Raw genomic sequence first — 26070 nt, 5'->3', positions numbered from 1 at the left:
GGTTTCTTTTCTAAATTCACTTATAAAGAAGCTTTATATATACTTAGAACATCATCTTTATTTAATTTTTTAAAGTTACCAAATTCACCATACGCCATCGCTTTATTAGCCATTATATCAATTTCACTTTCTCCAATAGCGTAATCAGACAATGTTACTGGTGCCTCAATTGAAGTCCAAAATTGACGCAATGCCTCAATTCCTTCTAATGCCACTTCTTTATCTGTTTTGCCATCTGTTTCTATATCAAATACACGAATAGCGAACTGTTTAAAACGACTTACATTTTCCTCTACAACATGTTTCATCCAGTTCGGGAATAAAATCGCAAGGCCACCTCCATGCGGTATATCATGAACAGCAGAAACTGCATGTTCAATATTATGAGTTGCCCAGTCACCTCTTACTCCCATCGCTAAAATGCCATTTAACGCCATCGTTCCGCAATATAAAATTGTTTCCCTATGCTCATAATTTTCTAAATCACTTAAAAGCTTAGGTGCTGTTTCAATGACTGTTCTTAAAACAGATTCACAATAACGGTCTTGTAGTTCTGTATTCGTTCCATGATGGAAATATTGTTCTAATACATGTGACATAATATCTACCATACCATAAATCGTTTGATCTCTCGGTACAGATGCAGTATGAACTGGATCTAAAATTGAAAACTGCGGGAATGTAACTGGGCTTCCCCATCCATACTTTTCATTCGTTTCCCAGTTTGTAATTACCGAGCCTGCATTCATTTCAGATCCTGTTGCTGCAAGAGTAAGTACAGTACCAAATGGTAATGCCTCACTAGCAAATGCTTTTTTCGTTACAATATCCCATACATCTCCATCATATTTGCTACCAGCAGCAATCGCTTTCGTACAGTCGATTACACTTCCTCCACCAACTGCTAAAATAAATTCGACTCCATTCTCTTTACAAATTTGAATCCCTTTCTTTACAGTTGATACACGAGGATTCGGTTCAACACCCGTCAATTCAAATACTTCTGCATTAATATCCTTTAAAATAGAGATTACATTATCATAAATACCGTTTCTTTTAATACTGCCTCCTCCATATACGAGAAGAACCTTCTTACCAAACTGTGGAATTTCAGTTTTTAACTGTTCTAATTGATCTTTACCGAAAATAAGTTTCGTTGGATTACGAAATACAAAATTTTGCATATTTCTTTACCATCCCTTCTATATGAAAAGCAACTATACTTTTGTATACCATATTTTTTTCATTTCACAAAAAGATTTGCTTAACAAAAAAGCCCCAGCCTAAAGGCTGAGACTTTTATTGATAATAAGGTGAGATCATTAAGTAAACAATAACACCAGATAAACTTACATATAACCAAATTGGCATCGTCCAACGTACAATTTTACGATGACGTGTTAATTGATTTGTAAAACCAAATACAAGTGCAAACAATGCAAGTGGTACAATAATTGCTGCCAGGATAATATGCGTAATTAAAATAATGAAGTACACATATTTAATAAACCCTTCTCCGCCAAAATGTGTTGCTGGCGCCAAGTAATGATACGATAAATAAGAAACACAAAATAGCAACGTCGTTGTAAATGCTGCGAGGATAAAACCACGGTGCATTTTCACATTCTTTTTAATAATAGAGTATAAAGCTGCTAATAAGAATACGAACGTAAAGCTATTAAAAATCGCATTTAACATTGGTAAAATTGTTACATCAAAATGTACTTCTCCTTCATAGCCAACAGGTCCAAAGAACAAAAATAAAATAATCGCATTTACAATTACAGAAAGCGTTATCACAATAGGAGCATAGCTTTTCTGATTTGTTGATTGATCCACCAAAATGGTCACTCCCTCTTCCTTCAAATATGTATACGTAACCTCACTATTTTAACATACTATTCACAGTGTAAATGTGACAATAGTTTGACACAGCAAGACAAGACAAAGAAAAAAATCCTTCTTAATAAAACTTCTTAAGAAGGATTTTATCGCTTTATTATTCAAATAGCAATGCGATTAGTTTTTGTTAAAAAATGTATCGCTATATGCTTGAAAAATTTCAGACACTTGATATCCCATTAAAGAAATTGCTGTTAATGAAAAGAAACCAATCATAAGAAATCGAAACCACATATAAATCTCCTCCTTGTATTTAGCTTAAAAAACATTCACTATATTACAAGTTGAGTGGCACTCTTCATCGTCACTTTCCTTTTTCCTTACAATTGCTGTAATAAATCGAATCATAAAGAAAACTACAAAAGGAAATTGTTCGTAATTCACATTGGCATAGTTTAGCAACGGCTCGCGCTGCATATCGAACGGAGATGAGAAGGAATAGAACATACCTTGCTCTTCCATATATACAATTACAATTTTCATGCAAAATACGATTCCTAGAAACGAAACAATATCTTGCCATTCTGTTGTATATAACAGGTTATACAGCTCTAATACATACTCTTCCATCATCATCCCCCCTTCCTTTTTTACCATTTTGCTCGCCTTCGTATAAAAAGTCAAGAAAAAAGTTTATATTCACTATGACAATAGTAATTACTTGTTTCTATGATTATATATGATTCTTTTATAGCAATGATTGGGTGTAACTCTCTTCGAAAATAAGAAAATTAGAATCGAACAGATTCCTCATTCTTACTTTTAGGATTCAAAACTGTGCTATTTTTATTTCTATTAAAAATAAAATAAGAAAGTATTATAAGAACTGTAACAAACATTGTTAAAAGTGCTTGTGAACGTAAAGTATCAATTGCGAACATCGCAACTAAAACTGCTATAATAGCAGCAATTGTAACATACGTTACATACGGAAAAAGCCACATTTTCACTTTCAAATTTTGTTGTTCTACTTTCCCCATTTTTTTACGCATCTTTAAATGCGAAACTGCAATAACGAGATAAACTAGTAGCGCAATCCCGCCAGATGCATTCACTAAAAACAAAAAGACTTTATCTGGAGAAATGTAACTAAACACAACTCCAATATAAGCGAAGAACGTTCCGAATAAAACGGCCCGAACAGGAACACCACTACTGTTCAATTTTAAAAATGACTTTGGAGCATCTCCTCTTTCTGCCATTGAAAAAAGCATTCTTGAATTTGTATATAATCCTGAATTTAAGCAAGAAAGCACAGCTGTTAAAACGATAAAATTCATAATTTGCGCTGCCGCTGGTATTCCTATATGTTCAAGTACAGCTACAAATGGACTTTTTAATATGTTTGCTGAATTCCATGGCAGTAGTGTAACAACTACCGCTATAGACCCAATAAAAAATACAAGAATACGCCAAATCACACTGTTTGTTGCTGTTTTTACTGCTTTTACAGGTTCTGCAGATTCACCTGCTGCTACTGCTACAATCTCTGATCCCATAAATGAAAATATAACGACAGTAATTCCAAGCAATACCGAACTTATACCGTTTGGCATAAATCCACCTTGTCCAATTAAATTCGAAGTGCCGGGTGCTTCTGTTCCTGGAACAAATCCTAAAATAACAGCAAGACCTAGACAAAGGAACAAAACAATACTTATTACTTTAATAAAAGAAAACCAATATTCAAACTCTCCAAATGATTTTACCGAAAAAACGTTCGTCAGCGTTAATAAAATTGTTAATATTAAACTTAATAACCAAAGCGGTATTTGTGGAATCCAATATTGGATAATACCAGCACCTGCTGTGGCTTCTATTGCAATAACAATTACCCAGAAAAACCAGTATAACCAGCCTATTGTATAACCCGCCCAAGGACCAATCGCTTCTCTTGCATACGTTGCAAATGAACCACTTGTCGGATTAACAGCTGCCATTTCTCCTAGCATTCTCATGACGAAAATGACTAGAAGTCCTGCTAATGCATATGAAACGATAGAACCTGGTCCTGCCGAATGTACAACTGCACCACTTCCAACAAACAAACCAGCCCCTATTACGCCGCCAATTGAGATCATTGTAATGTGGCGTATTTTGAGGTCTTTCTTTAGATTTTTATCCAAATCTTGTACATCCCCTTCCAAACTAAATTTTGAAATTTATGTAAGAGTACTGTGCGAAAGATTTTGTCCTATACTTTAAAATATATCAAAATATTCTGAATTTAACAATTACAATTCAACCTCCTTCAAAAATTATTACATTAGTTTTAATACTTTCCTATACACAATTGTTGAGAAAATTATAGTCCTCTTACAAAAGAAAGAACTTTCAGATATTATTAAATAAACAAGATTATACATCTAGACAACTTTTTGTATAGGAGTGTTGATATGTTAAACAAGTTCAAATTTTTTTGTTGTATTTTAGTAATGTTCTTACTTCTACCGCTATCCCCTTTCCAAGCACAAGCAGCAAACAATTTAGGTTCAAAATTACTCGTTGGATACTGGCATAACTTTGATAACGGTACTGGCATTATTAAATTAAAAGACGTTTCACCAAAATGGGATGTAATCAATGTATCTTTTGGTGAAACTGGTGGTGATCGTTCCACTGTTGAATTTTCTCCTGTGTATGGTACAGATGCAGACTTCAAATCAGATATTTCTTATTTAAAAAGTAAAGGAAAGAAAGTAGTTCTTTCAATAGGTGGACAAAATGGAGTCGTTTTACTTCCTGACAATGCCGCTAAGCAACGTTTTATTAATTCCATACAATCTCTAATCGATAAATACGGTTTTGATGGAATAGATATTGACCTTGAATCAGGTATTTATTTAAACGGAAATGACACTAATTTCAAAAACCCAACTACTCCCCAAATCGTAAATCTTATATCAGCTATTCGAACAATCTCAGATCATTATGGTCCAGATTTTCTATTAAGCATGGCTCCTGAAACAGCTTATGTTCAAGGCGGTTATAGCGCATACGGAAGTATCTGGGGTGCATATTTACCGATTATTTACGGAGTGAAAGATAAACTAACATACATTCACGTTCAACACTACAATGCTGGTAGCGGGATTGGAATGGACGGTAATAACTACAATCAAGGTACTGCAGACTACGAAGTCGCTATGGCAGATATGCTCTTACATGGTTTTCCTGTAGGTGGTAATCCAAATAACATTTTCCCAGCTCTTCGTTCAGATCAAGTCATGATTGGGCTTCCAGCAGCACCGGCGGCAGCTCCAAGTGGTGGATACATTTCGCCAACTGAAATGAAAAAAGCTTTAAATTATATCATTAAAGGCGTTCCGTTCGGAGGAAAGTATAAACTTTCTAACCAGAGTGGCTATCCTGCATTCCGCGGCCTAATGTCTTGGTCTATTAATTGGGATGCAAAAAACAACTTTGAATTCTCTAGTAACTATAGAACATATTTTGATGGTCTTTCCTTGCAAAAATAATAAACAACAACAATAGGTTATAGGGCCTATTGTTGTTGTTTTTTATTTATGTAAATTACTTTTTCACTTCTACATGATGAAAAGATTCTTTTTCATCTCTTACATAACTATTCACAAGACTTAAAAGTAATTTACCACCAATTAACATCGCTTGTTCATCAAAATCAAATTGAGGATGATGGTGTGGATATGTCGCTCCTATTTCTTCATTCCCCGCACCTGTGAAGAAAAATGCTCCAGGAACATGTTCTAAGTAGTATGCAAAATCTTCTCCCCCCATAATAGGTGGTACTTCCATGACCCGTTCTCTGCCAAGATCACGTTCCGCAACCGTCATAAAATGACGTGTTTCATCTACATGATTTATTAATATTGGATAGCCTCGTTTATATTGAATATTAACTTCAGCATGAAGAGACTGACAAATCCCTTCAACAACTCGTTTAAATTCCTTCTCCATATATTCTCTCACTTCAGGATCTAGCGTTCGAATGGTCCCTGTAAATGTAGCAGTATCTGCAATAATATTATCTGCTTGACCAGCATAAAATGTGCCTACTGTTAATACTGCAGATTGAAGCGGATCTACTTTTCTACTAACTAAAAGTTGTAATTGATTAATAACTTGCGTTGCGACGATAATAGTATCTACAGTATGATGCGGCATACCTCCATGACCACCTCGCCCTTGAACCTTCACTTCAAAAGAATCAGCTGCTGCCATCATTGCTCCAGCTCTTGCACCAACAATTCCTAATGGCATTTGAGAAGATAAATGTGTACCAAATACAACATCTACTCCCTCTAAACAACCATCCTCAATCATGGCAATTGCCCCACCAGGTTCTTTCTCTTCTGCATGTTGATGTATAAGAACTATTTTTCCAGAAAGCTGATCTCTATGGTCACTTAATATTTTTGCAACTCCTAAAAGTGTTGCTGTATGTCCATCATGCCCACAAGCGTGCATTACACCAGGAATCTTTGATTTATATGAAACTTGCTTTTCATCTTGGATAGGTAGTGCATCGAAATCAGCACGTAGCGCTATCGTCTTCCCAGGTCTTCCACCTTCAATTACGCCGATTACTCCTCTGCCCCCGATATTTGTTTTCACATCAATATGAAAACTTTTTAAGGTTTCAGCTATTTTTCTCGGCGTTTCTATTTCTTGAAACGATAGCTCTGGATATTGATGAAAATCTCTTCGCCATGAAACTATTTGGTTATATAAACTTTCCAATTCTTTATGCCATGTTTCTATCATAGAAATTCCCCTTTCTTTATTTAACACTTTAAACAAAATTTACATAATATTCAGTGTTTAATCAATAAAAAAAGAGAACTTTCTCTAAAAGTCCTCCTACTATTCTATTCACTATTTTGCTTCAACACAAAAACTGAAAGTTCAGGTACACTCCAAAATCTAACAGGCATCCTAGTAGTCCCAATGCCACGATTTACATATAAATATAACGGCTTACTCTTCCCCTCTACTTCATACATACCTTCAACATAGCTCTCAGCTAGTTTGGTAGTAATTAACGGACCTACAAAAGGAATTTGGACTTGTCCTCCGTGACTATGTCCTGACAGTTGAAGATCAACCGGGTAACGATTTATTTTGGTTACAACATCCGGCTCATGTACTAATAACATGTTGAAATCATTTTGTTTCAAGTTTTTTAAAGTTGAATCTATTTGCGGCTTCCCTAATAGAAAATCATCCAAACCTGATATTGTAATATATTTGCCGTTTTCCACTTTAATTTTCTGCACTTCATTTACTAATACAGAAAAACCAGCTTCCTCCATATATTCTTTGTAAAATAAACTACCGCCCCCACCCCTATCATGATTCCCAAACACAGCATATTTCCCTAAGGGAGCGTAAATTTTCTGCAAAATAGCCTTCGCTTCTTCTTTTTCCGCACTATAAGACCCAAATTTATCTATTAAATCCCCGGTAAAAACTACTATATCTGGATGTAATTCATTCATCTTCTCCACTAAATGTTCAAGTTGCTTCAGTGTAAACTGTGGTCCTAAATGTACATCTGAAAACTGTAATATTTTTTTATTATTAAATTCTTTAGGAATTGCAGAATCTTCTATTTCATTCCATGTAACTGTTACTAGTTTTCGTTCTATTTCTGTCGCATAATAATACAAACTTACTGGTATCATTAATATACTTATAAAACTAATAATAAATATCTTTATGATTGATTTTTTTCGTTCTTTTTTTACATGATTCGTATTCATGTTTTCACCTCTAGAAACACTTTAAATCCTTATTGTTACATTAATGTGACAACATGAATAATGTTCTTAATATGTAATTCCCTCCCTATTCACTTTGACAATTTTATACAGAAGTCATAACATATTTTTATAATACATAGATTTTTGAAATTTTCTCTATTCATTCCATCATTTTATTACGGAGGGGTTATTCATGTCTGTATTTACACCAGAAGAAATTACGGAACTTGCTGCGAATTCAGGAAGGAAAAAAGCTCATTTATCATTGCTCCCTATGCTAATTCTTGGTTTTTTTGGTGGTGCTTTTATCGCATTAGGATATTTACTCGATATTCATGTTATTGGGACAATGCCAAAATATTGGGGATCATTTTCTAGTTTTCTAGGCGCTGCTGTATTCCCTATTGGTCTTATTCTCGTTATTCTTGCAGGCGGTGAACTAGTAACTGGTAACATGATGACAGTTTCTATGGCCTGGCTTCAAAAGAAAATTACTTTATTTTATTTCATACGAAATTTAGTTATTGTTACATTTAGCAATTTCATAGGGGCTGTATTTGTAGCCTACTTTTTCGGTCATATCGTTGGCTTAACTGAAGGAGCTTTTTTAGCGAAAACTATTTCTATCGCTCAAGCGAAACTACAAGATACACCATTGCAAGCATTTATTTCTGCAATCGGATGTAACTGGCTCGTTTGTTTAGCTGTTTGGCTCAGTATGGGAAGTAAAGAATTTATCGGAAAGATTATCGGCATTTGGTTCCCGGTTATGACTTTTGTTGCGATTGGATTTCAACACGTTGTAGCCAATATGTTCGTCATCCCAGCCGCGATTTTTGCCGGTCATTTCACTTGGGCTGAATATTTTCCAAACTTTATTTTTGTTTTCTTTGGAAATTTAGTAGAAGGTATGTTATTTGTAGCACTACCTTACTCCATATCTTATAATAAGGAACTACCTTCTTATCAAGAGAAGACTGAAATGAAGAACAAATCTCTGTCCGCTTAAATGGAATGTCAATAAAGTGCCCTAAAAAAATATTACAAATTTCATTTTTTTTGCGAATATATGTACGTACACTTGTTCTCGAATGTTTTATACGTTATAATAACAACTTAAATAGCATTATTTACATATGAGGTGAAAAACATGAACAAAACAGAATTAATTAAAAACGTAGCACAAAATGCTGAGATTTCTCAAAAAGAAGCTACTGTAGTTGTACAAACTGTAGTAGAATCAATCACTAACACTTTAGCTGCTGGTGAAAAAGTACAACTTATCGGATTCGGTACATTCGAAGTTCGCGAAAGAGCTGCTCGTACAGGCCGTAACCCACAAACTGGTGAAGAAATGCAAATCGCAGCTTCTAAAGTACCTGCTTTCAAAGCTGGTAAAGAACTAAAAGAAGCTGTAAAATAATGAAAAATATCCTTCTCATTTATGAGAAGGATATTTTTTTCATAACATAATTAATAAATATCTGACCATTATGCTGTTTCTTTTGTTCTTTTATGCAAATAAAACCTTTACTTTCAAAAAAAGGTTTTGCGGTAATGCTCGCCTCTGTATATATCTCCCTATGCCCCAATTTCACTGCTTCTTTTTCTAACTTCTGTAGTATGTATGAAGCGACTCTTTTCCCTTGATGATCTTTATGTGTAAATAAACGATCTACGTAATGCTCATCGTTGTAATCCCCAAATCCCAATATTACACCGTTATGATCCGCTACATAACTAATATTCTTCTCTAAAGACTTTAACCAGCTTTCTCTATCTAGTTGATCCGGTGCCCACACCTGTAGCTGTAAATCATTATAATCTTTTGCATTAACCGTATGAACTGTCTCATAGAACATTTGTAATACTTGATCTAAATCTTCTTTCTGAAATGTCCTAATTATAATATCTTTTAACATATATAAGTTTCTTTACCAAACTACCTCTTAACTTTTCTACTATATACAATTCCATATTTCTTCTTTATTATATCGTTTTAATTTCTATACGAACAAAAAAACAATACTTATTTAAAGTATTGTTTTTTTAATTCTATTCAATTACTTAATGCAGCTTTTTAAGATTTTAATTTAACTCTTTGTAATCGTAACGCATTTAATACAACGGATACAGAACTAAATGCCATCGCTGCTCCAGCAACCCAAGGGGCTAAGAAACCTAATGCCGCAATTGGAATTCCTAACGCGTTATAAGCTAATGCCCAGAATAAATTTTGTTTAATATTTCTTATCGTCATTTTACTCATAAAGATCGCATCAGCAATACTATTTAAGTCACCGCGGATTAACGTTATATCCGCTGCTTCCATCGCTACATCCGTTCCCGTTCCAATTGCCATACCAATGTTCGCTGTAGCAAGAGCAGGAGCATCATTTATCCCGTCTCCAACCATCGCTACTTTCTTACCATTTGCTTGCAGTTTTTTCACTTCTTCTGCTTTTCCTTCTGGCAATACTTCTGCAATTACGTAATCAATACCAACTTGCTTTGCAATTGCCTGAGCAGTTTGTGTATTATCTCCTGTAATCATCACAACGTCTAGACCCATTTTTTTCAGTCTTGCGATAGCTGCTTTTGAAGTATCTTTCACCGTATCCGCAACGGCAACTATACCAACATATTCTTTATCAATTGCAATAAGCATTGCTGTTTTTCCTTCTCGTTCTAGCGCTCCCATTGATTTAGAAACTTCTTCAATATCAATATTGAATTTCTTCATTAATCGACGTGTACCAATTAATAAGTGTTTTCCTTCTACAACTGATTCGATACCAAATCCCGGAATCGCTTCAAACGTTTCTGAACTTGGGATATCAATTTTCTTTTCTTTAATTCCTTCTACAATCGCTTCTGCAAGTGGATGTTCAGAATTTCTTTCTGCTGCCCCTACTAATCTAAGCAATTCATTTTCATTGAATCCATCTGCTACAATTACATCTGTTAACACCGGCTTCCCATTTGTCACTGTACCCGTTTTATCTAAAATAACCGTATCTAATCGGTGCGTTGCTTCTAAATGCTCTCCACCTTTAAATAAAATACCATACTCTGCTGATCTTCCTGATCCTGCCATAATAGATGTCGGCGTTGCAAGACCTAATGCACATGGACAAGCGATAACAAGTACTGCTATCATTTTCTCAAGTGCTCCGCCAAAATCACCAGGTGTAACAAATATCATCCATACTGCAAATGTGATAATCGCAATCACAACTACAACCGGTACGAAAATACCTGAAATTTGATCTGCTACCCTTTGAATAGGAGCTTTTGAACCTTGTGCCTCTTCTACTACTTTAATAATTTGAGCTAATGCAGTATCTCTTCCTACCTTAGTTGCTTTCACTTTTAAAAAGCCATTTTTATTTATTGTCGAACCTATTACTACGTCCCCAATTGACTTATCAACAGGAATACTTTCACCCGTTAACATTGATTCATCAATTGCTGACTTTCCTTCTACAATTTCACCATCTACTGGTATTTTTTCACCAGGCTTTACATAGACGATATCACCAGCTACTACTTCTTCAATCAAAATTTTTATTTCTGTTCCATCTCGCACAACTGTAGCTGTCTTCGCTTGTAAACCCATCAATTTTTTAATTGCTTCTGATGAGCGCCCTTTTGCTTTCGCTTCAAATAATTTACCTAAAATAATTAATGTAATAAGTACCGCACTTGTTTCAAAATATAAATCTGTCATATGTTCCGAAGAACCAATAGATTGAATACTTACATATACACTATAAAAATAAGCGGCCGACGTTCCAAGCGCCACGAGAACATCCATATTCGCACTTTTATTACGTAACGCTTTATAAGCCCCAACATAAAACTGTACACCAATGATAAATTGAACAGGAGTTGCAAGTGCTAGTTGCACCCAAGGATTCATTAACATATCTGGTAAATAAATAAACGACGTAAATGAGAAATGACTAACCATTGCCCAAAGTAACGGGAAAGATAAAATAAACGAAATAATAAACTTCTTCTTTTGTCTTTCAATTTCTTGTAATCGATGATCAGTTGATGCATCTTGATCATCTGGTTTCACTTCTAATTTATATCCTAGCTTCGTAATCGCGCTCTTCATTTCATTTACATTAACTTCATCAGGATTAAAGTCTACTGTAGCTGATTCTAAAGCAAAATTTACTGTCGCTTTGTTCACACCATCTAACTTATTTAAACGCTTTTCAACTCTATTTGAACATGCTGCACATGTCATTCCTGAAACAGTAAATTCGGCTTTATCACTTACAATTCCATATCCTAACGATTCAACTTTTTCTTTAAACTGTTGCGGATTTGTTTTAGTTGAATCGTATATTATTTTTGTTTTTTCAAGCGCAAAATTTACATTTGCCTCATGGACACCTTCTACTTTTTTTAGACCTTTTTCAATTCTATTTGCACATGCCGCACATGTCATTCCTGATATTTGAAGATTGGCCTCTTTTTTTTCATTCATGTCTCTCACCTCTATATACCCTTATGAGGTATAATTATTAGCAAAATAAATCGTACTTCATTTAAAGTACGATTTATTTCCATATCTAAAAATAATTATTGCACATCGTATCCTTGATCTTCGATTACAGCAACGATATCTTTTAATGTTACGGCAGACGAGTTGATAGTAACTTCAACAGTTCCTTCTGCTAGTTGAACCTTCACTTGTTCAACACCGTTTAGCTCTTTCACACTGCTTTCGATAGCATTTACACAATGTCCACAAGACATACCTTCAACTTGTAATGTTAACTGTTCCATTTAAAATCCTCCTCTTGTTTATTCATTGTTTGTTAATCACAACCTCATCTTACCATACCCCCCTAAGGTAATCAATGGTTTTTTGTCATGATTTTTCAATTTTTTTCTGAAAGTTTATTTTACACACACTTTTTCACACCCCTACAAGGATAAAGAAAAAAACAAGCCAGTTAAATACTAGCTTGTTTTTACGCTTTTGAAAAACGTTCAAATACTGTCATTAATTCTTCAATTGCTTCGTCACCATTTCCATTTTTAATAGCTCCTGAAACACAATGACTCGTATGATTTTTGAGAACGCCCATTCCTACTTTTTTCATCGCTGCATTAATCGCTGAAATTTGCACTAAAATATCTACGCAATAACGATCATTTTCAATCATGTTTTGAATACCGCGGACCTGTCCTTCAATTCTCTTTAATCTATTTATAATCTGTTCTTTTTCTTTTTCTGATCTATATGTTACTGCTTCATGCTCTTTATGATCCATATTATCACCTTCTTAAAGTTTCTCTTCATCCAATAAAACAATTGTTTTTTATGAGTATACCAATTATAGCATTAAATATCTACGCATGATACCCCATAAGAGTATATTTACGCTTTATGATTATTCTTAACAACACATTAGCTTCTTAATCTCAATTTTCAGTATACCCTTTCCTTTTGTCAAAAAAATCATTATATCTCTCATCAAAATTCAATAAAATGAAACAAGAATAAGCGGGGATTACCCGCCCCCGCTTATCCTTCGTCTATAATATTAAAAACTTAATTTTCAGCTATTTAATCTAGAAATTTTTTCTTTCCATATATAATTATTGCTGATCACATACTTTTGTATCATTCACTACTGAAGTTCCTTCAACGGTTACCGTATGAAAACAGTCATTTACACGAACTGTCACAACATTATCTTGCCGATCAATAACGTGATATTCATTAAAATTTTTATTTAGAGCACTGCGAATTTGTTCTCCCTCATAAATTGGAATGCCATGTGATAAAACCCAAATAAGCCCAGCGATAGCAAGAATAGTTTTCATACGATCTACCTCCTTGAGAATATAGTGAACTTTTAATCCGTTCTTTTAGCTCCACTAATCATAAATGGAATGAACTAAGCCTTTTTGGAAATAAGTTCATTTCGTCTATTTTATGTTTATGCTAATTGTGAACGAATTGTGACAACTTTTTGTCTCTTTAGACGAAAAGTTGAAACAAAACTTTCAAAAAGGACAATTCTACTTGAACAAACGAAAGGCTATGGAGAATTTCTCCATAGCCTTTCGTTTGCATTTTATTAGACAATCATTCCAAATTATACGTGACTAATAAATCTTAACCCTTTACTTAAAGAAGTCGGCACAACAGATGCGTGATTCTCCCCTTCAGCTTCATAAAACGTAAATCTAAACTGATCGTGTTTTACTTGGAAAAGGCGATCTGATAATTCGTTTGCCCCTACAACCATATGCTCTCGTTCTAGTGATCCAACTGTAAGGAACACTCCCGTTTCAAACTTGGCACTGTTTAATTCATTTATAAGATTCTCTTCTTTTTCAAGAACAGATTGGTTATTCCACCAAATAGATGGACTACTAATAAAATAATTTTGAAAAGCATTTGCGTTTGTGAATAGTATATGTAAAGCAAATAAACCACCTAGTGAATGCCCAAATAACGTTTGTTTTCTTTTATCAATCTCGTAATTCTTTTCAATCTGCGGCTTTAATTCTTCTTCGATAAAAGTAAAGAAATTATGTGCTCCTCCTGTTTTTGGCCACGGTTTACCGTCTGGTTTTAAAGGCGCATCTTTTGAAATTACGCTAGGCGTAAAATCATAGCATCTTTCTTCACCTGAAAATGCCCCTTCAATCGGATAACCAATACCTACTATAATGGCTGGTGAAACACCTGTTTTCTCTGCTCTAACTGATTGTATTTTAACCGCTTCATGGAATGTTTGAAAAAAGGCATTGCCATCTAATACGTATATAACAGGATAGCCCGACTCTGGTGCTGGCTGCCTCGGTTTTGAAATATGAATTTGATATTCCTTACCTTCTATTTTCGAATACATTTTCCACTGTTCCGTATTAGATGTTATAATCTGCTGTTTTTCAATCGTAGTATTCATCTTATATCCCCCCTTTTTAACTCGTTACATATATTTCAACTTTCTCTTCTTTAAGTCCAACGCTATCGTACCCAAAACAAACAGGAGACCCATTATACGGATCAATCATGACACGCGCATCAATATGAAATACTTCTTTTAACACTTCATTTGTAATGATTTCTTCTGGGATACCAGTTGTAACGATTTCCCCTTCCTTCATTGCAATAATCTCATCTGAAAACCTTGCTGCATGGTTAATATCGTGTAGTACCATTACGACCGTACAATTATGTTCTTTATTTAATCTCTCCACAATTTGTAATACATCTAATTGATGAGACATATCAAGGTATGTTGTTGGCTCGTCTAATAGCAACACTTCTGTTTCTTGTGCTAATGCCATCGCTAGCCATACCTTTTGTCTTTGGCCTCCTGATAAATTTGCAATTTGTCTCGTTCGAAATTCAGAAGTTTTCGTTATATTTAATGCCCAATCAATCATTTCTTTATCTTTTGTCGTTAACTTATTCACGTTATTTCGATGTGGATAGCGTCCATAAGAAATTAATTCTTCCACTTTAAGTTCACCTGGCGCAATTGGAGTTTGCGGGAGTAAAGCTAACTGCTTCGCAATTTCTTTCGTTGGAATTGTATGTAAATCTTGTCCTTGCAAATATACTTTTCCGCTTTTTTGTTTTAAAATTCTTCCCATTGTTTTTAACAATGTCGATTTACCGCAACCGTTTGGACCTATAATTGTCGTTACTTTTCCTTCTTGTATTTCCACATTTAAATCGCGAAACACTGTAAGCTTTTCATAACTTGTTTCTAAATTTTTTGCACTTAAAATACTCAATTTTATTCCTCCTCTTACGCTTTCGCCTTATAAAGTAAATATAAGAAATACGGTACACCGACAATAGAAATAACGATTCCAACTGGTAGCTCTACAGGTGTGAAAACTGTTTTCGCAATAAAGTCTGAAGCAATTACAAGAAACATTCCGATTACGCCGCACGTAGGAATGATATGCTTATGCTGAATACCGACAAGCCTTTTCGCTATATGCGGTGCCATTAAACCAATAAAACCGATACTCCCTGAAACAGCAACACATGCACTCACAAGTCCGATACTACTTAATAGTAAAATTGATTTCTCTCGTTCTACTGAAACACCTAAACTTGTAATACTCGTTTCTTCCAATTGAAATAAATCTAATAAATAAGCTTTCTTTTGTATCAGTGGAATTAAGATAATAAGCCACGGTAACATAGCTACAATATACTTCCAGTTCGCACTATATATGCTTCCAGACACCCACACTGCAGCCATCTCGAAATCAGTTGACTTCATTTTGAGTGATAAGTACATAGAAAAGGCTCCAAATCCTGTCCCAATTGCAATGCCTGTTAATAAAAGTCGCTGCGAATCCAACTTACCGTTTTTCCAAGAAAACAGATAAATGATGATAGCTGCACCTAATCCGCCTACTAAACCAAACATTGGCATCATCATAATAGAAACCCAGTCTGTGCTTTTTAATTGCCCTTGAAAGAAAAACATAAAAATGACGATCGCTGTTCCTGCTCCGGCATTTACTCCTAAAATACCTGGGTCTGCCAATCCATTTCTCGTAATCCCTTGAATAACGGCACCTGCAACACCAAGGCCTAATCCTACTAATCCAGCAATTACAATACGCGGAAGACGAAACTCAAAAATAACTAAATCATGTTCTGGTACTGGTTCAATTCTAAAAAGTGTTTTAAATACATCTGTAATCGTAATATCAAACGTACCATTCGTTAAACTAATGTAAATGGCACATAGTATTAAAAATACAATAATCCCCATCGTCATCCCGAAACGTTGACTTGAACTTTTAAGCATGTCTCTCTCCTCCTCTTGTACGAATTAAATAAAGGAAGAAAGGAATTCCAATTAAAGATGTTACGACTCCAATTGGCGTTTCAAATGGATAATTTACAAACCTACTTAAAACATCACATAAAGCTAAGAAAACGCCGCCAATAATGCCTGCACATGGCAAAATCCACTTATAATCTACCCCAATTATAAAGCGGGTAATGTGCGGAATAATTAAACCTACAAAACCAACTTTCCCCACTAAAGCAACTGCTGTTCCTGTTAAAAAGATAACTGATAAAATTGCCATCGCTTTAACTAGTTTTGTACGCTGTCCTAAATTAATAGAAACCTCTTCGCCTAATGAAAGAATGGTAATAGATTTTGATATTAACAACGCTAAAATTATTCCAATTATCCCAAACGGTATCGTGATTTTAATTATATTAGGATCTACTTGATCTAACTTTGCATTAAACCAAAAACTAACATTTTGAGAAATTTGAAAATACGAAGCCATGGCAGCCGATACACTGCTTAAAAATGTTCCAATAACTGTTCCTATAATCGCTAACCTAACTGGTGATAAGCCATTTTGAAGGAGCGAACCAAAACCAAACACGATACCAGCTCCTAGTGCAGAACCAATCATTGAACATACAACCATACCAATTGATGACATTCCCGGAAGAAAAATCATGCTAAGCGTAATAACAAAGGCAGCACCATCCGTCACACCCATAATAGAAGGGGATGCAAGATAGTTTCTTGTCATCCCCTGCATAAGTGCTCCTGATATGGCTAGAAATGCTCCGACTAAAAGAGCTGCAACTACCCTTGGTAAACGTGAAGTAATAATAATATTATGATTTACATCACTTGAATCAAAATGAAATAATGCGTTCCACACTGTTTCAGCATCAATACTTTTCGCCCCATACAAAATCGAAAGTATAACTGTAAATAAGATGAGTATGGGTGCTATACATAATATAGTTACTGGTACTGCATTTGTTTTCTGCATATCATTCAACGCACCTTACTTATTGTATTATTTAGATAAATTTTTCACTGCTTCTTTTAAGAATGCTGTTTTACTCCAAGCAGTACCACCTTGTGCCATTGGATCTACGACATTTACAAATACTTTCTTTTCCTTCGCAGCATTCATACTTTGCCAAATTGGATTGCTTTCAATTTCTTCTAACACTTTCGGGTTTTTATTTTCACTTGCCTCATATTGTAAGAAAATATAATCCGGGTTAAGTTCAGCAAGTTTTTCAAATGAAATTTTCTCTTGTGCTTTTACAGTTTTCAATTGTTCTGGAGCAGTTAGTCCAAGATCTTTATAAATTACAGGGTTGAAGTATACTCCTTCTGGATATAGGAATAATTCATTTGCTCTTAGTCTTATGACAAGTACTTTTTTATCTTTTAACTTATCTCCTAGTTTTGCTTTTGCTTTTTCAGCATCCGAATTGTAATCCTTAATAATTTTTTCTGCTTTATCTTTTTTACCAGTTAATTCTCCCATTAACTTTAAGTTATCTTCCCAATTTGTTGAAACGTGTGATACCGGGAATGTAGGAGCTACTTTTGTAAACTTTTCAGCTGTTTCTGCTGGGAATTTCGTACTCGATGTAATAACATCTGGTTTTAATTGTAGTAATGTTTCGAAATTTGGTTGCATTTTCTCACCAACAGATTTAGCACCTTCTAACTCTTTTTCAAGATATTTTGGTAATTTACCACCTACAGTAATGGCACCAACTGGTTTAATTCCAAGTACTGCCGCATCTTCCATTGACTCTAAACTAGCTGTCGCAATTTTATCTACTTTTGCTGGCACTGTATACTCTTTACCTAAATATGTAATTTTTCGTTTTTCATCTTTTTTCGTTTCCGTAGCTTTTGTCTGTTGTTTTTGCTCACCTGAAGTTTTATCCGCACTATTACATGCCGCTAAACCTACACTTAAAACTGTAACCATCCCTAAAGTAAATAATTTCTTGTTCATCTTTATATGTCTCCTCTCGAATTTTCAAACTATATTCTCAATAAAATTCAACTATATGAATCTTGTCTTACATATATATTTCATTAGATTAATAATTCTATCCAGAACTCATTCTCGTTCACTTCCCCTAAGCTATAATTCTTTTATACCTCATCCATTGATAACGCTTTTCATTGATAATGATTATCGTTACTAAGTATATATTTAATATGCAATTATTTCAAGAATGATTTGAAAAATTTTAACAAACTGAATTAAAAAAAGAAGTATTCCCCTAATATTAGGGAGATACTTCTTTTTTTAGAAATTGATATGTAATTCAACTGGACAATGGTCTGATCCCATTACTTCACTATTAATTTTCGCTTCTGTTATTTGGTCTTTCATTCTTTCCGAAACAACAAAATAATCTAAACGCCATCCGATATTTTTCGCTCTCGCGCCCATACGATACGACCACCACGAGTATGCATCTTCTTGATCAGGATAAAGGTAACGATACGTATCAATAAATCCTTCTTCTAAAATACATGAAAATTTCTCTCGTTCCTCATCAGAGAATCCAGGGTTTTTACGATTACTTTTTGGATTTTTCAAATCGATTTCTTTATGAGCAACATTTAAGTCTCCACAAAAAATAACTGGTTTTTTCTCATCTAATCGTTTGATATAGGACCTGAAATCATCTTCCCATTTCATTCTGTAATCTAATCGTTCTAATCCACGTTTTGAATTTGGTGTATATAACGTTATCATATAAAAATCTTCGAATTCTAAAGTAATAAGTCGCCCTTCTTGATCATGCTCTTCAATGTCTAAACCATATGTAACTGAAAGCGGTTCTTTCTTCGAAAAAATAGCCGTTCCTGAATATCCTTTTTTCACAGCATAATTCCAGTATGTATAATATCCCTCTAGATTTAAATCAATTTGCCCTTCTTGTAATTTAATCTCTTGTAGACAAAATATATCAGCACTTGATTCCTCGAGATATTCCAAAAATCCACCTTTTGCGATAACTGCTCGCAAACCATTTACATTCCATGAAATTAACTTCACTTTTAGCCCTCCTCTTGATGTTTATTTCCAAATTTCATGCTATCACAAAATAGAAAAACAATCATATTTTCATCTTTGTAATCTTGCTCTTACATTTATGAATACATACATACGGACTTTATTCAGGTTATACTAATTTCAGAGGTGATGTTCTTTGCACAATGAAGGAGTTACATTAACAAATGAGTATTGGCAAGCAATTATTCATAATGATTCTTCCTATGATAGCAAATTCTTTTATGCTGTGAAATCAACTGGAATCTTTTGCAGACCATCATGCAAATCAAGAATACCGAATAGAAACAATGTACGAATTTTTCATCATGCAGAGCAAGCATTAAGTGAAAACTTTCGCCCGTGCAAACGTTGTAAGCCAAATGGGATCACTTTACCTAATGAAGAGTGGGTAGAACAAATTAAAGACTATATCGAAAAGCATTATGACGAATCCTTAACTCTCGACATGCTTGCGGAAATGTGTCACGGTAGCCCTTTTCATTTACAGCGTACTTTCAAAAGAATAATAGGGCTAACTCCTATAGAATATATACAACAATTCAGGGTTCTTAAAGCAACCGAATACCTTTTACACACAAATCAATCTATTAAAGAAATTAGTACTGCTGTCGGGATAGAAAACCCAGAGTATTTCGCAACTTTATTTAAAAAGAAAACCGGATTTACTCCTACTGAATATCGAAAAAAGAACGAAATGAAAGAGGGATACGATAATGAATTCCTACAAAAATAATTATATATATTGGACGCTACTTACACATAAAAATTGGCGATTTCATATTGCTGCAACTGAAAATGGACTATGTTTCATTGGATCACAAGACGAAAACTTTGAAGAATTAAATATATGGGCTAGAAAAAATATGCCCCAACATATATTGATTCATACTCCAGATTACTTGCAAATATATAAACAAGAAGTTATCGAGTATTTAGAAAACAAGCGAGAAACTTTTACATTTCCTATCGATGCTTATGGAACTAATTTTCAATTATCTGTTTGGAATGCGGTACGTGAAATTCCTTATGGAAAGACCTATTCTTATACAGAAATTGCTGAAAGAATTCAAAAACCTAAAGCTGTGCGCGCCGTTGCTTCTGCTATTGCTGCTAACCCTCTTCTTATTACCATTCCTTGTCACCGCGTTATTGGGAAGAATGGGAAACTAACCGGATTTAGGGGCGGATTAGAAATGAAGAAAAAATTGCTTACATTAGAAAAGTTGCAGGTGGAATTCATATGACAGCAGAATATAATAGCGCATTATCTATAGCAGTTCCAAAAGAATTTTGTTTCCAAGAAAATTTACGTTATCTATCACGTTCTAATAATGAATGTATGTTCCATATTGAAGATAACAAAATTTATAAAGTTATCCCTGTTCAAGATGTAAATCCTTTAGTTGAAATTAGTGTGAATACAGATGGAAATATTCAAATACGTTGTTTAGAAGAATCATATACATCTGAAAAATCGATACGTGAAGCTGTAGCTAACTATGTAAAAGAATGGTTTGATTTAACTACTGATTTAACCCCCTTTTATACATTAGCTAAACATGATTTACTCCTTCAAGGACCAATTGAACAATATTATGGCCTTCGTACTTTAGGTATTCCAGACTTATTTGAGGCACTTTCCTGGGGAATTATCGGTCAACAAATTAACCTAACATATGCTTATACGCTAAAAAGAAGATTAGTTGAGCAATTTGGAAGTTATGTAGAATGGGACGGTAGAAAACATTGGATATTCCCATCACCTGAAACAATTGCAAATCTACATGTAGAAGATCTTCAACAACTAAAACTGACGACTAGAAAATGTGAATATTTAATCGGTATTGCGAAGCTTATTACAGAGAGAAAACTATCAAAAGAGGATTTACTGCAAACACAAGATGTAAAAGTTGCTGAGAAACAATTAACTGCTATCCATGGTATAGGCCCATGGACTGCCAACTACGTTTTAATGCGTTGTTTAAGATTTCCTTCAGCTTTTCCAATTGATGATGTTGGTCTGCATAATGCAATTAAATTTATAACAGGTTCCGAAAATAAACCGACTAAAAATGAAATAAAAGATTTCGCGGCAAACTGGGCTAATTGGGAGTCTTATGCGACTTTTTATTTGTGGCGAGTACTATATTAAAAGAACCCAAGTAGCACATTCGTACTACTTGGTTCTTTTTTAAGCTTGCTCCTCAAAACGTCTTGCAATTTCCACAATAACTTGAACGGCTTTTTCCATAGTATCTACCGAAACATACTCAAATTTACCGTGATAATTTTCACCACCAGTGAAAATATTCGGCGTCGGTAATCCCATATATGATAATTGTGATCCATCTGTGCCTCCGCGAATCGGATGAATATTCGGTTCAATGTCTAAACTTTTCATTGCTTCATATGCAATATCAACAATTTCTCTTACCGGTTCAATTTTTTCAAGCATGTTATAGTATTGATCATTCATTTCTAAAACGACTGCATCTTCGCCATACTTTTCTTGCATAGTCTTCACAATATTTTCAACGTTATTTTTACGCGCCTCAAAATTTTCACGATCAAAGTCTCGAATAATATAATACGCTTTACTTTGCTCAACATCACCACTTAAAGAAAGTAAATGATAGAATCCTTCATAGCCTTCTGTATATTCTGGCGCCTCTTCTACTGGTAAATACCCGTTAAACTCCATAGCCAGTTTAGTAGCATTGCGCATTTTATTTTTCGCTGTTCCAGGATGTGTATTCGTTCCGTTAAACGTTAACTTAGCACCTGCAGCATTAAAACTTTCATACTCTAAACCACCTAATGGGCCTCCATCCATCGTATAAGCAAATGATGCACCAAACGCCTCTACATCAAAATGCGCTGGCCCACGACCAATTTCTTCATCCGGTGTAAATGCTACTCTTATTTTCCCGTGCTTAATTTGCGGATTATGTATTAAATGGTTCATTGCAACCATAATTTCTGTAAGACCAGCTTTATCATCTGCTCCAAGAAGTGTCGTACCATCAGTTGTAATAATTGTATGGCCTTTATAAGATGGTAACTCTGGAAATTGTTCTGGTGTTAACACAACATTTAGCTCTTCATTTAACGTAATTGCGTTTCCGTCAAAGTTTTCATGAATTTGTGGTTTTACATTTTCCCCTGTAAAATCTGTTGCTGTATCTAAATGTGCTAAAAAGCCGATTACAGGAACATCCTTATCGGTATTAGCCGGAAGTGTTGCCATTACATACCCGTTATCGTCCATCGTTACTTCTGTTAACCCAATTTCTTTTAGCTCTTCCACTAATAACTTACCAAACTCAATTTGTCCTGGTGTTGTTGGTACTGTATGGCTTTCTTCATTTGATTGCGTATCAATTTTTACATATCTCGTAAATCTTTCAATAAGTTCTTGTTTCAAGTTCATTCACTCCCTTTTATGTTTCTCCCTCCATTATAATCCTTAAAACGAAATATTTTAACTTTTTTGACTGTGAAGATGTATATTTAATTTACATTGTTAACATTTTTAAACGAATGATAAAAAGACATAATATTTGTACATTAAAACCGTAACAGGTAACATACATAATTATAAAATATGGGAGGTTTTAAAGATGAGGCTAACTCTCTTTCGCTATTTTCTTTTTTTCTTAGGATTAATTTTCTTTGGCCTTGGAAATGCTCTTGCAGTCAAAGTAAAATTTCTCGGTTTACATCCTTGGGAAGTTTTAAATATGGCTCTCTACCAAAAGTTTGGATGGACGATTGGTACGTGGAGTGTCATATGTGGGTTATGTCTCGTTCTCATTTCTTTACTAGTAGATCGAAAATATATAAATGTGGGAACATTTTTAAATGCACTACTTATCGGTCCGATTATGGACTTTTTCTTACAATCAAATATTCTTCCAAACGCTAGTGATTATTTATGGTTAAACTTACTCATTTTATTTTCTGGTATCGCCATTACGGGTATTGGGGGAGGTATGTATGTTGCTGCTGGAATTGGCGCTGGACCTCGTGATGGATTCATGCTTACTATTTCCGACAAAACAGGACTATCTATTAGCCGTGCTAGAATCATAGTAGAATGTATTGTACTAGTTATTGGATTTATGCTCGGTGGCCCTGTTTTTATCGTAACTTTTCTATACACTTTTATTCAAAGTCCAATCTTTCAGCAATCATTTAAGGTATTTCAAACACTTTTACATACTTTACAAAACAAAGATAAAGTTAGTAAACATATTTAAATTACAACTTAATACAAATCAAACACCCTATTTACGATTCTCACCGCAAATAAGGTGTTTTTTTATCTCATAATTTTAGAATATATACTACTCATTCACAATAAAAGTATATACATCGTCATAAATACAGCCATTTACCCTTATAACGTACTTCCCGGGTTTACTAAAACTAATTGTGTATTTATTTAGCTGAATTGCTTCTTTATCTCCAGAAAGAACATCAATGCTTCTGCCACTTAATACATATAATTCATTTAGATTCATTGATACATCAATTACATTGAAATTCTCCTCTTTCACTTGCTGTGCTTCCGCAACGCTTACACTTGGTTCTAAAAACAGTAGTCCACTTAATCCAATCGTCCCCGCTAAAGCAACTCCCGCAAACTTTTTAATCTGTTTCATTACAATGACCTCCTTATAGATTTTGCGTAAAGGTGATGTCCCCCTTACACCACAAAGCCTATATGTAATGAAATGAAAAGTAAATGGGGACTGTAAGACAAAATTCTACATCTTTTTCTCCTATTGAATATAAATCCAACGTTTGGAATTTTGACACATTTAAAATTGTTTCCCTAAACCAATTTCTCCATAATTTATTCAAAGACTGAATAATTACTTATTTATTTAACATTCTAACAATAGTTGATAAAGATGCTTTCTATTCCAAAAAAGACTTTGCTATAAAAGTAACTTTTACAACAAAATCCATGCAACTAATTTTATTCAGCTTTCCATAATCTCTCTACATTCATTAATTGTTCTTCTTTAAATTCCATCTTATATATATCCGGTTTTGACGTATTCATTAAAAATTCAAAACCATATTGTTTATCAAAATAGTTCATCATTAATGTCATGACAAGCCCATGTGTACCAATTACAATTTTGCATCCTCGAAAATCCATTAAGATTTCTTTTAATACTTTCACTACTCTTCTCTGGCAATCTGCATATGACTCTCCTTCCGTTCGTGCAAAGTCCGGATTAGAGAACATCTTCTGTACAAGTGGATACACCTCTTTGTCTGATATAACCTGATCCTCACTTGAAAACATACACTCTTTAAGATTTTCATATACTACTATTTCTTTTTCATGGAAATTAGCTGACTCCTCTATCGTTAGCATAGCCCGATTATAAGGACTGGAAATAAAAGTATCAATCCTCTCCGCTTTTAATATGTCAGTTACTCTACGGGCATCCATATGTCCCCTCTCAGTTAATCCACGCATTCTTTCATTTCCTTCTAGTTTTGGTGATTCACCATGTCTAACCATATAAATATATGTGCTCATAATTTCTCCTTAAAATTTTTTATAAAGTGAAACTTTAATCAGCCCTCACTAATCGGGCTGCCCGGCAAATAGCGAGATAAGTTAATAAATCACGTTCATTTATCCCATTTCAACACTTAGGGGTAATACTAAAATACTTTATAAACTGTGCTGATTTGTTCGTCTAATCCATTCTCCTACTAAACTCTCAAATAATTCAGGCTGCTCAATTTGCAAATTATGCCCTGCCATATCTAACACTGCTAATGTTGCCCTTGGATATTCTTCAATAATTTCTATAATATTTTGATAACCTACTGATATATCTTGTCTTCCAGTCAGTAAAAGAACGGGATTTTCATATTTTTCATGCTGAAAATCCATAGTAAGAGAGTAATTCTTTTGCAACCTTTCAATAAATTCATAATTAGCAACATCTAACCCAGGCTTAATTTCTTCTTTAAATCGCTTATATGTATATTCATTTGCTATTACAGCTAACTCACAAAACTCCTCTCTTTCTGTGGAAGTGAGCGTATTTAAAAATTCCTCATCTTGTACAATTACCTGTTTATCTGGAAGAATCCTTTTTTCTGGCTCCGCTACAACAACAGGACATACTAATAATAATCCGCTAACTCTCTCAAACATCTTTGCAAGTATACCTTTGGCTAAATAGCCTCCATATGATTCTCCTACCAATAAAAATTTTTCAGTAGAAATGATTTCCTCAATAAATGTGATAAGCACTTCTACTATACGATCTGAACTATTTATCCAATTTGGAGCATTCGATTTTCCCATTCCGGGTAAATCAATATATATTCGCTTATAACCTTCATATTTCTGAAATACTGATTCCATACATTTCATCATTAACCTATGGTCAGGGGCGCAGCCATGTATGATAATGACCGGTTTACCCTCTCCCACAATTTCATAGTATATTTCTGCATCTTTAATTCGATATATCATAAAAAAGCCTCCCTATTTAGT

At 34.3% G+C, this 26070-nt stretch carries 28 protein-coding genes; 7 read left to right on the top strand and 21 right to left on the bottom strand.

All coding sequences use genetic code 11. The annotated features are described in order from the left end of the window. Positions 1 to 20: 20 nt before the first annotated feature. The 4 genes from AC0OM3_RS05640 to gabP all read right to left on the bottom strand — a co-directional run bounded on the left by AC0OM3_RS05640 (position 21) and on the right by gabP (position 4028). Positions 21 to 1184, bottom strand: coding sequence for an iron-containing alcohol dehydrogenase (locus tag AC0OM3_RS05640; protein ID WP_001179069.1), 1164 nt, complete (start codon positions 1182 to 1184; stop codon positions 21 to 23). 115 nt (positions 1185 to 1299) lie between these two features. Continuing rightward, positions 1300 to 1842: a DUF420 domain-containing protein gene (locus AC0OM3_RS05635; protein ID WP_000228316.1), complete on the bottom strand. Its 543-nt coding sequence runs from the start codon at positions 1840 to 1842 to the stop codon at positions 1300 to 1302. Between the two features lie 318 nt (positions 1843 to 2160). Further along, on the bottom strand, positions 2161 to 2499 hold the full coding sequence (locus tag AC0OM3_RS05630) for a hypothetical protein (protein ID WP_157407007.1): 339 nt from the start codon (positions 2497 to 2499) through the stop codon (positions 2161 to 2163). 134 nt (positions 2500 to 2633) lie between these two features. Then, positions 2634 to 4028, bottom strand: a complete 1395-nt coding sequence (gene gabP, locus AC0OM3_RS05625) for a GABA permease (protein WP_000360113.1) — start codon at positions 4026 to 4028, stop codon at positions 2634 to 2636. A gap of 270 nt (positions 4029 to 4298) precedes the next feature. Between gabP and AC0OM3_RS05620 the strand changes: the two genes are divergently transcribed. Next, positions 4299 to 5381, top strand: coding sequence for a chitinase (locus AC0OM3_RS05620; protein ID WP_000932438.1), 1083 nt, complete (start codon positions 4299 to 4301; stop codon positions 5379 to 5381). Between the two features lie 55 nt (positions 5382 to 5436). Here the strand turns inward: AC0OM3_RS05620 and AC0OM3_RS05615 are convergent, their stop codons facing one another. Together AC0OM3_RS05615 and AC0OM3_RS05610 are read right to left on the bottom strand one after the other, a co-directional pair. Further along, on the bottom strand, positions 5437 to 6648 hold the full coding sequence (locus AC0OM3_RS05615; protein WP_000573496.1) for a M20 metallopeptidase family protein: 1212 nt from the start codon (positions 6646 to 6648) through the stop codon (positions 5437 to 5439). 104 nt (positions 6649 to 6752) lie between these two features. Then, positions 6753 to 7646, bottom strand: coding sequence for a metallophosphoesterase (locus AC0OM3_RS05610; protein ID WP_001095331.1), 894 nt, complete (start codon positions 7644 to 7646; stop codon positions 6753 to 6755). Between the two features lie 193 nt (positions 7647 to 7839). Between AC0OM3_RS05610 and AC0OM3_RS05605 the strand changes: the two genes are divergently transcribed. Both AC0OM3_RS05605 and AC0OM3_RS05600 read left to right on the top strand, forming a co-directional pair. Next, complete coding sequence (locus AC0OM3_RS05605; protein WP_474211171.1) at positions 7840 to 8655, top strand: formate/nitrite transporter family protein; 816 nt, start codon at positions 7840 to 7842, stop codon at positions 8653 to 8655. Positions 8656 to 8796: 141 nt separating this feature from the next. Then, positions 8797 to 9069, top strand: a complete 273-nt coding sequence (locus AC0OM3_RS05600; RefSeq protein WP_001043904.1) for an HU family DNA-binding protein — start codon at positions 8797 to 8799, stop codon at positions 9067 to 9069. 19 nt (positions 9070 to 9088) lie between these two features. Here AC0OM3_RS05600 and AC0OM3_RS05595 read toward each other — a convergent pair whose 3' ends face one another. The 11 genes from AC0OM3_RS05595 to AC0OM3_RS05545 form a co-directional block, all read right to left on the bottom strand. Then, on the bottom strand, positions 9089 to 9568 hold the full coding sequence (locus AC0OM3_RS05595) for a GNAT family N-acetyltransferase (protein ID WP_000910162.1): 480 nt from the start codon (positions 9566 to 9568) through the stop codon (positions 9089 to 9091). 158 nt (positions 9569 to 9726) lie between these two features. Next, the gene (locus AC0OM3_RS05590; protein WP_199717660.1) at positions 9727 to 12147 is read right to left on the bottom strand and encodes a heavy metal translocating P-type ATPase; all 2421 of its coding nucleotides are present in this window, start codon (positions 12145 to 12147) and stop codon (positions 9727 to 9729) included. Between the two features lie 95 nt (positions 12148 to 12242). Continuing rightward, a complete protein-coding gene (copZ, locus tag AC0OM3_RS05585; protein WP_000436977.1) occupies positions 12243 to 12449 on the bottom strand; it encodes a copper chaperone CopZ in 207 nt (68 codons plus the stop codon). Positions 12450 to 12637: 188 nt separating this feature from the next. Further along, a complete protein-coding gene (locus AC0OM3_RS05580; RefSeq protein ID WP_000349639.1) occupies positions 12638 to 12940 on the bottom strand; it encodes a metal-sensing transcriptional repressor in 303 nt (100 codons plus the stop codon). 328 nt (positions 12941 to 13268) lie between these two features. Then, the gene (locus tag AC0OM3_RS05575; RefSeq protein WP_000849106.1) at positions 13269 to 13496 is read right to left on the bottom strand and encodes a hypothetical protein; all 228 of its coding nucleotides are present in this window, start codon (positions 13494 to 13496) and stop codon (positions 13269 to 13271) included. A gap of 275 nt (positions 13497 to 13771) precedes the next feature. Next, complete coding sequence (locus AC0OM3_RS05570) at positions 13772 to 14590, bottom strand: alpha/beta hydrolase (RefSeq protein ID WP_061884500.1); 819 nt, start codon at positions 14588 to 14590, stop codon at positions 13772 to 13774. 16 nt (positions 14591 to 14606) lie between these two features. Next, entirely contained in the window at positions 14607 to 15428 is an 822-nt protein-coding gene (locus tag AC0OM3_RS05565) for an ABC transporter ATP-binding protein (RefSeq protein ID WP_000025767.1), read from the bottom strand. 14 nt (positions 15429 to 15442) lie between these two features. Further along, a complete protein-coding gene (locus AC0OM3_RS05560) occupies positions 15443 to 16465 on the bottom strand; it encodes a FecCD family ABC transporter permease (protein WP_000920457.1) in 1023 nt (340 codons plus the stop codon). Continuing rightward, positions 16458 to 17465, bottom strand: a complete 1008-nt coding sequence (locus AC0OM3_RS05555; RefSeq protein WP_001173065.1) for a FecCD family ABC transporter permease — start codon at positions 17463 to 17465, stop codon at positions 16458 to 16460. The genes AC0OM3_RS05560 and AC0OM3_RS05555 overlap by 8 nt, the downstream gene beginning before the upstream one ends. A gap of 27 nt (positions 17466 to 17492) precedes the next feature. Then, positions 17493 to 18458 (bottom strand): iron-hydroxamate ABC transporter substrate-binding protein, encoded by a 966-nt coding sequence (locus AC0OM3_RS05550; protein ID WP_001035506.1) that lies wholly within the window; start codon positions 18456 to 18458, stop codon positions 17493 to 17495. Positions 18459 to 18758: 300 nt separating this feature from the next. Beyond that, positions 18759 to 19517: an exodeoxyribonuclease III gene (locus AC0OM3_RS05545; RefSeq protein ID WP_000767615.1), complete on the bottom strand. Its 759-nt coding sequence runs from the start codon at positions 19515 to 19517 to the stop codon at positions 18759 to 18761. Between the two features lie 154 nt (positions 19518 to 19671). Between AC0OM3_RS05545 and AC0OM3_RS05540 the strand changes: the two genes are divergently transcribed. From AC0OM3_RS05540 to AC0OM3_RS05530, 3 genes are read left to right on the top strand one after another with little or no spacing between them, the layout of a single operon-like run. Next, on the top strand, positions 19672 to 20268 hold the full coding sequence (locus AC0OM3_RS05540; RefSeq protein ID WP_000551322.1) for a bifunctional transcriptional activator/DNA repair enzyme AdaA: 597 nt from the start codon (positions 19672 to 19674) through the stop codon (positions 20266 to 20268). After that, positions 20249 to 20779, top strand: coding sequence for a methylated-DNA--[protein]-cysteine S-methyltransferase (locus AC0OM3_RS05535; protein WP_001089844.1), 531 nt, complete (start codon positions 20249 to 20251; stop codon positions 20777 to 20779). Before AC0OM3_RS05540 ends, AC0OM3_RS05535 begins: the two co-directional genes overlap by 20 nt. Beyond that, positions 20776 to 21687 carry a DNA glycosylase gene (locus AC0OM3_RS05530; RefSeq protein ID WP_000123508.1) on the top strand — a complete coding sequence of 304 codons (912 nt, stop codon included), beginning with the start codon at positions 20776 to 20778 and terminating at the stop codon, positions 21685 to 21687. The genes AC0OM3_RS05535 and AC0OM3_RS05530 overlap by 4 nt, the downstream gene beginning before the upstream one ends. 39 nt (positions 21688 to 21726) lie before the next feature. Here the strand turns inward: AC0OM3_RS05530 and pepT are convergent, their stop codons facing one another. Then, the gene (gene pepT, locus AC0OM3_RS05525; protein ID WP_000807004.1) at positions 21727 to 22959 is read right to left on the bottom strand and encodes a peptidase T; all 1233 of its coding nucleotides are present in this window, start codon (positions 22957 to 22959) and stop codon (positions 21727 to 21729) included. Positions 22960 to 23155: 196 nt separating this feature from the next. Between pepT and AC0OM3_RS05520 the strand changes: the two genes are divergently transcribed. Then, positions 23156 to 23794 (top strand): YczE/YyaS/YitT family protein, encoded by a 639-nt coding sequence (locus tag AC0OM3_RS05520; RefSeq protein ID WP_001241254.1) that lies wholly within the window; start codon positions 23156 to 23158, stop codon positions 23792 to 23794. Positions 23795 to 23881: 87 nt separating this feature from the next. Here the strand turns inward: AC0OM3_RS05520 and AC0OM3_RS05515 are convergent, their stop codons facing one another. The 3 genes from AC0OM3_RS05515 to AC0OM3_RS05505 all read right to left on the bottom strand — a co-directional run bounded on the left by AC0OM3_RS05515 (position 23882) and on the right by AC0OM3_RS05505 (position 26049). Beyond that, positions 23882 to 24199: a hypothetical protein gene (locus AC0OM3_RS05515; protein ID WP_000809491.1), complete on the bottom strand. Its 318-nt coding sequence runs from the start codon at positions 24197 to 24199 to the stop codon at positions 23882 to 23884. Positions 24200 to 24519: 320 nt separating this feature from the next. After that, complete coding sequence (locus AC0OM3_RS05510) at positions 24520 to 25095, bottom strand: histidine phosphatase family protein (RefSeq protein WP_000109179.1); 576 nt, start codon at positions 25093 to 25095, stop codon at positions 24520 to 24522. Between the two features lie 138 nt (positions 25096 to 25233). After that, a complete protein-coding gene (locus AC0OM3_RS05505; protein WP_000640334.1) occupies positions 25234 to 26049 on the bottom strand; it encodes an alpha/beta fold hydrolase in 816 nt (271 codons plus the stop codon). Positions 26050 to 26070: the final 21 nt, after the last annotated feature.

The organism is Bacillus sp. FAU20 (assembly GCF_056033865.1).
The sequence above is the reverse complement of the archived record's forward strand: the minus strand, read 5'-3'. Positions and strand labels throughout refer to the sequence as shown.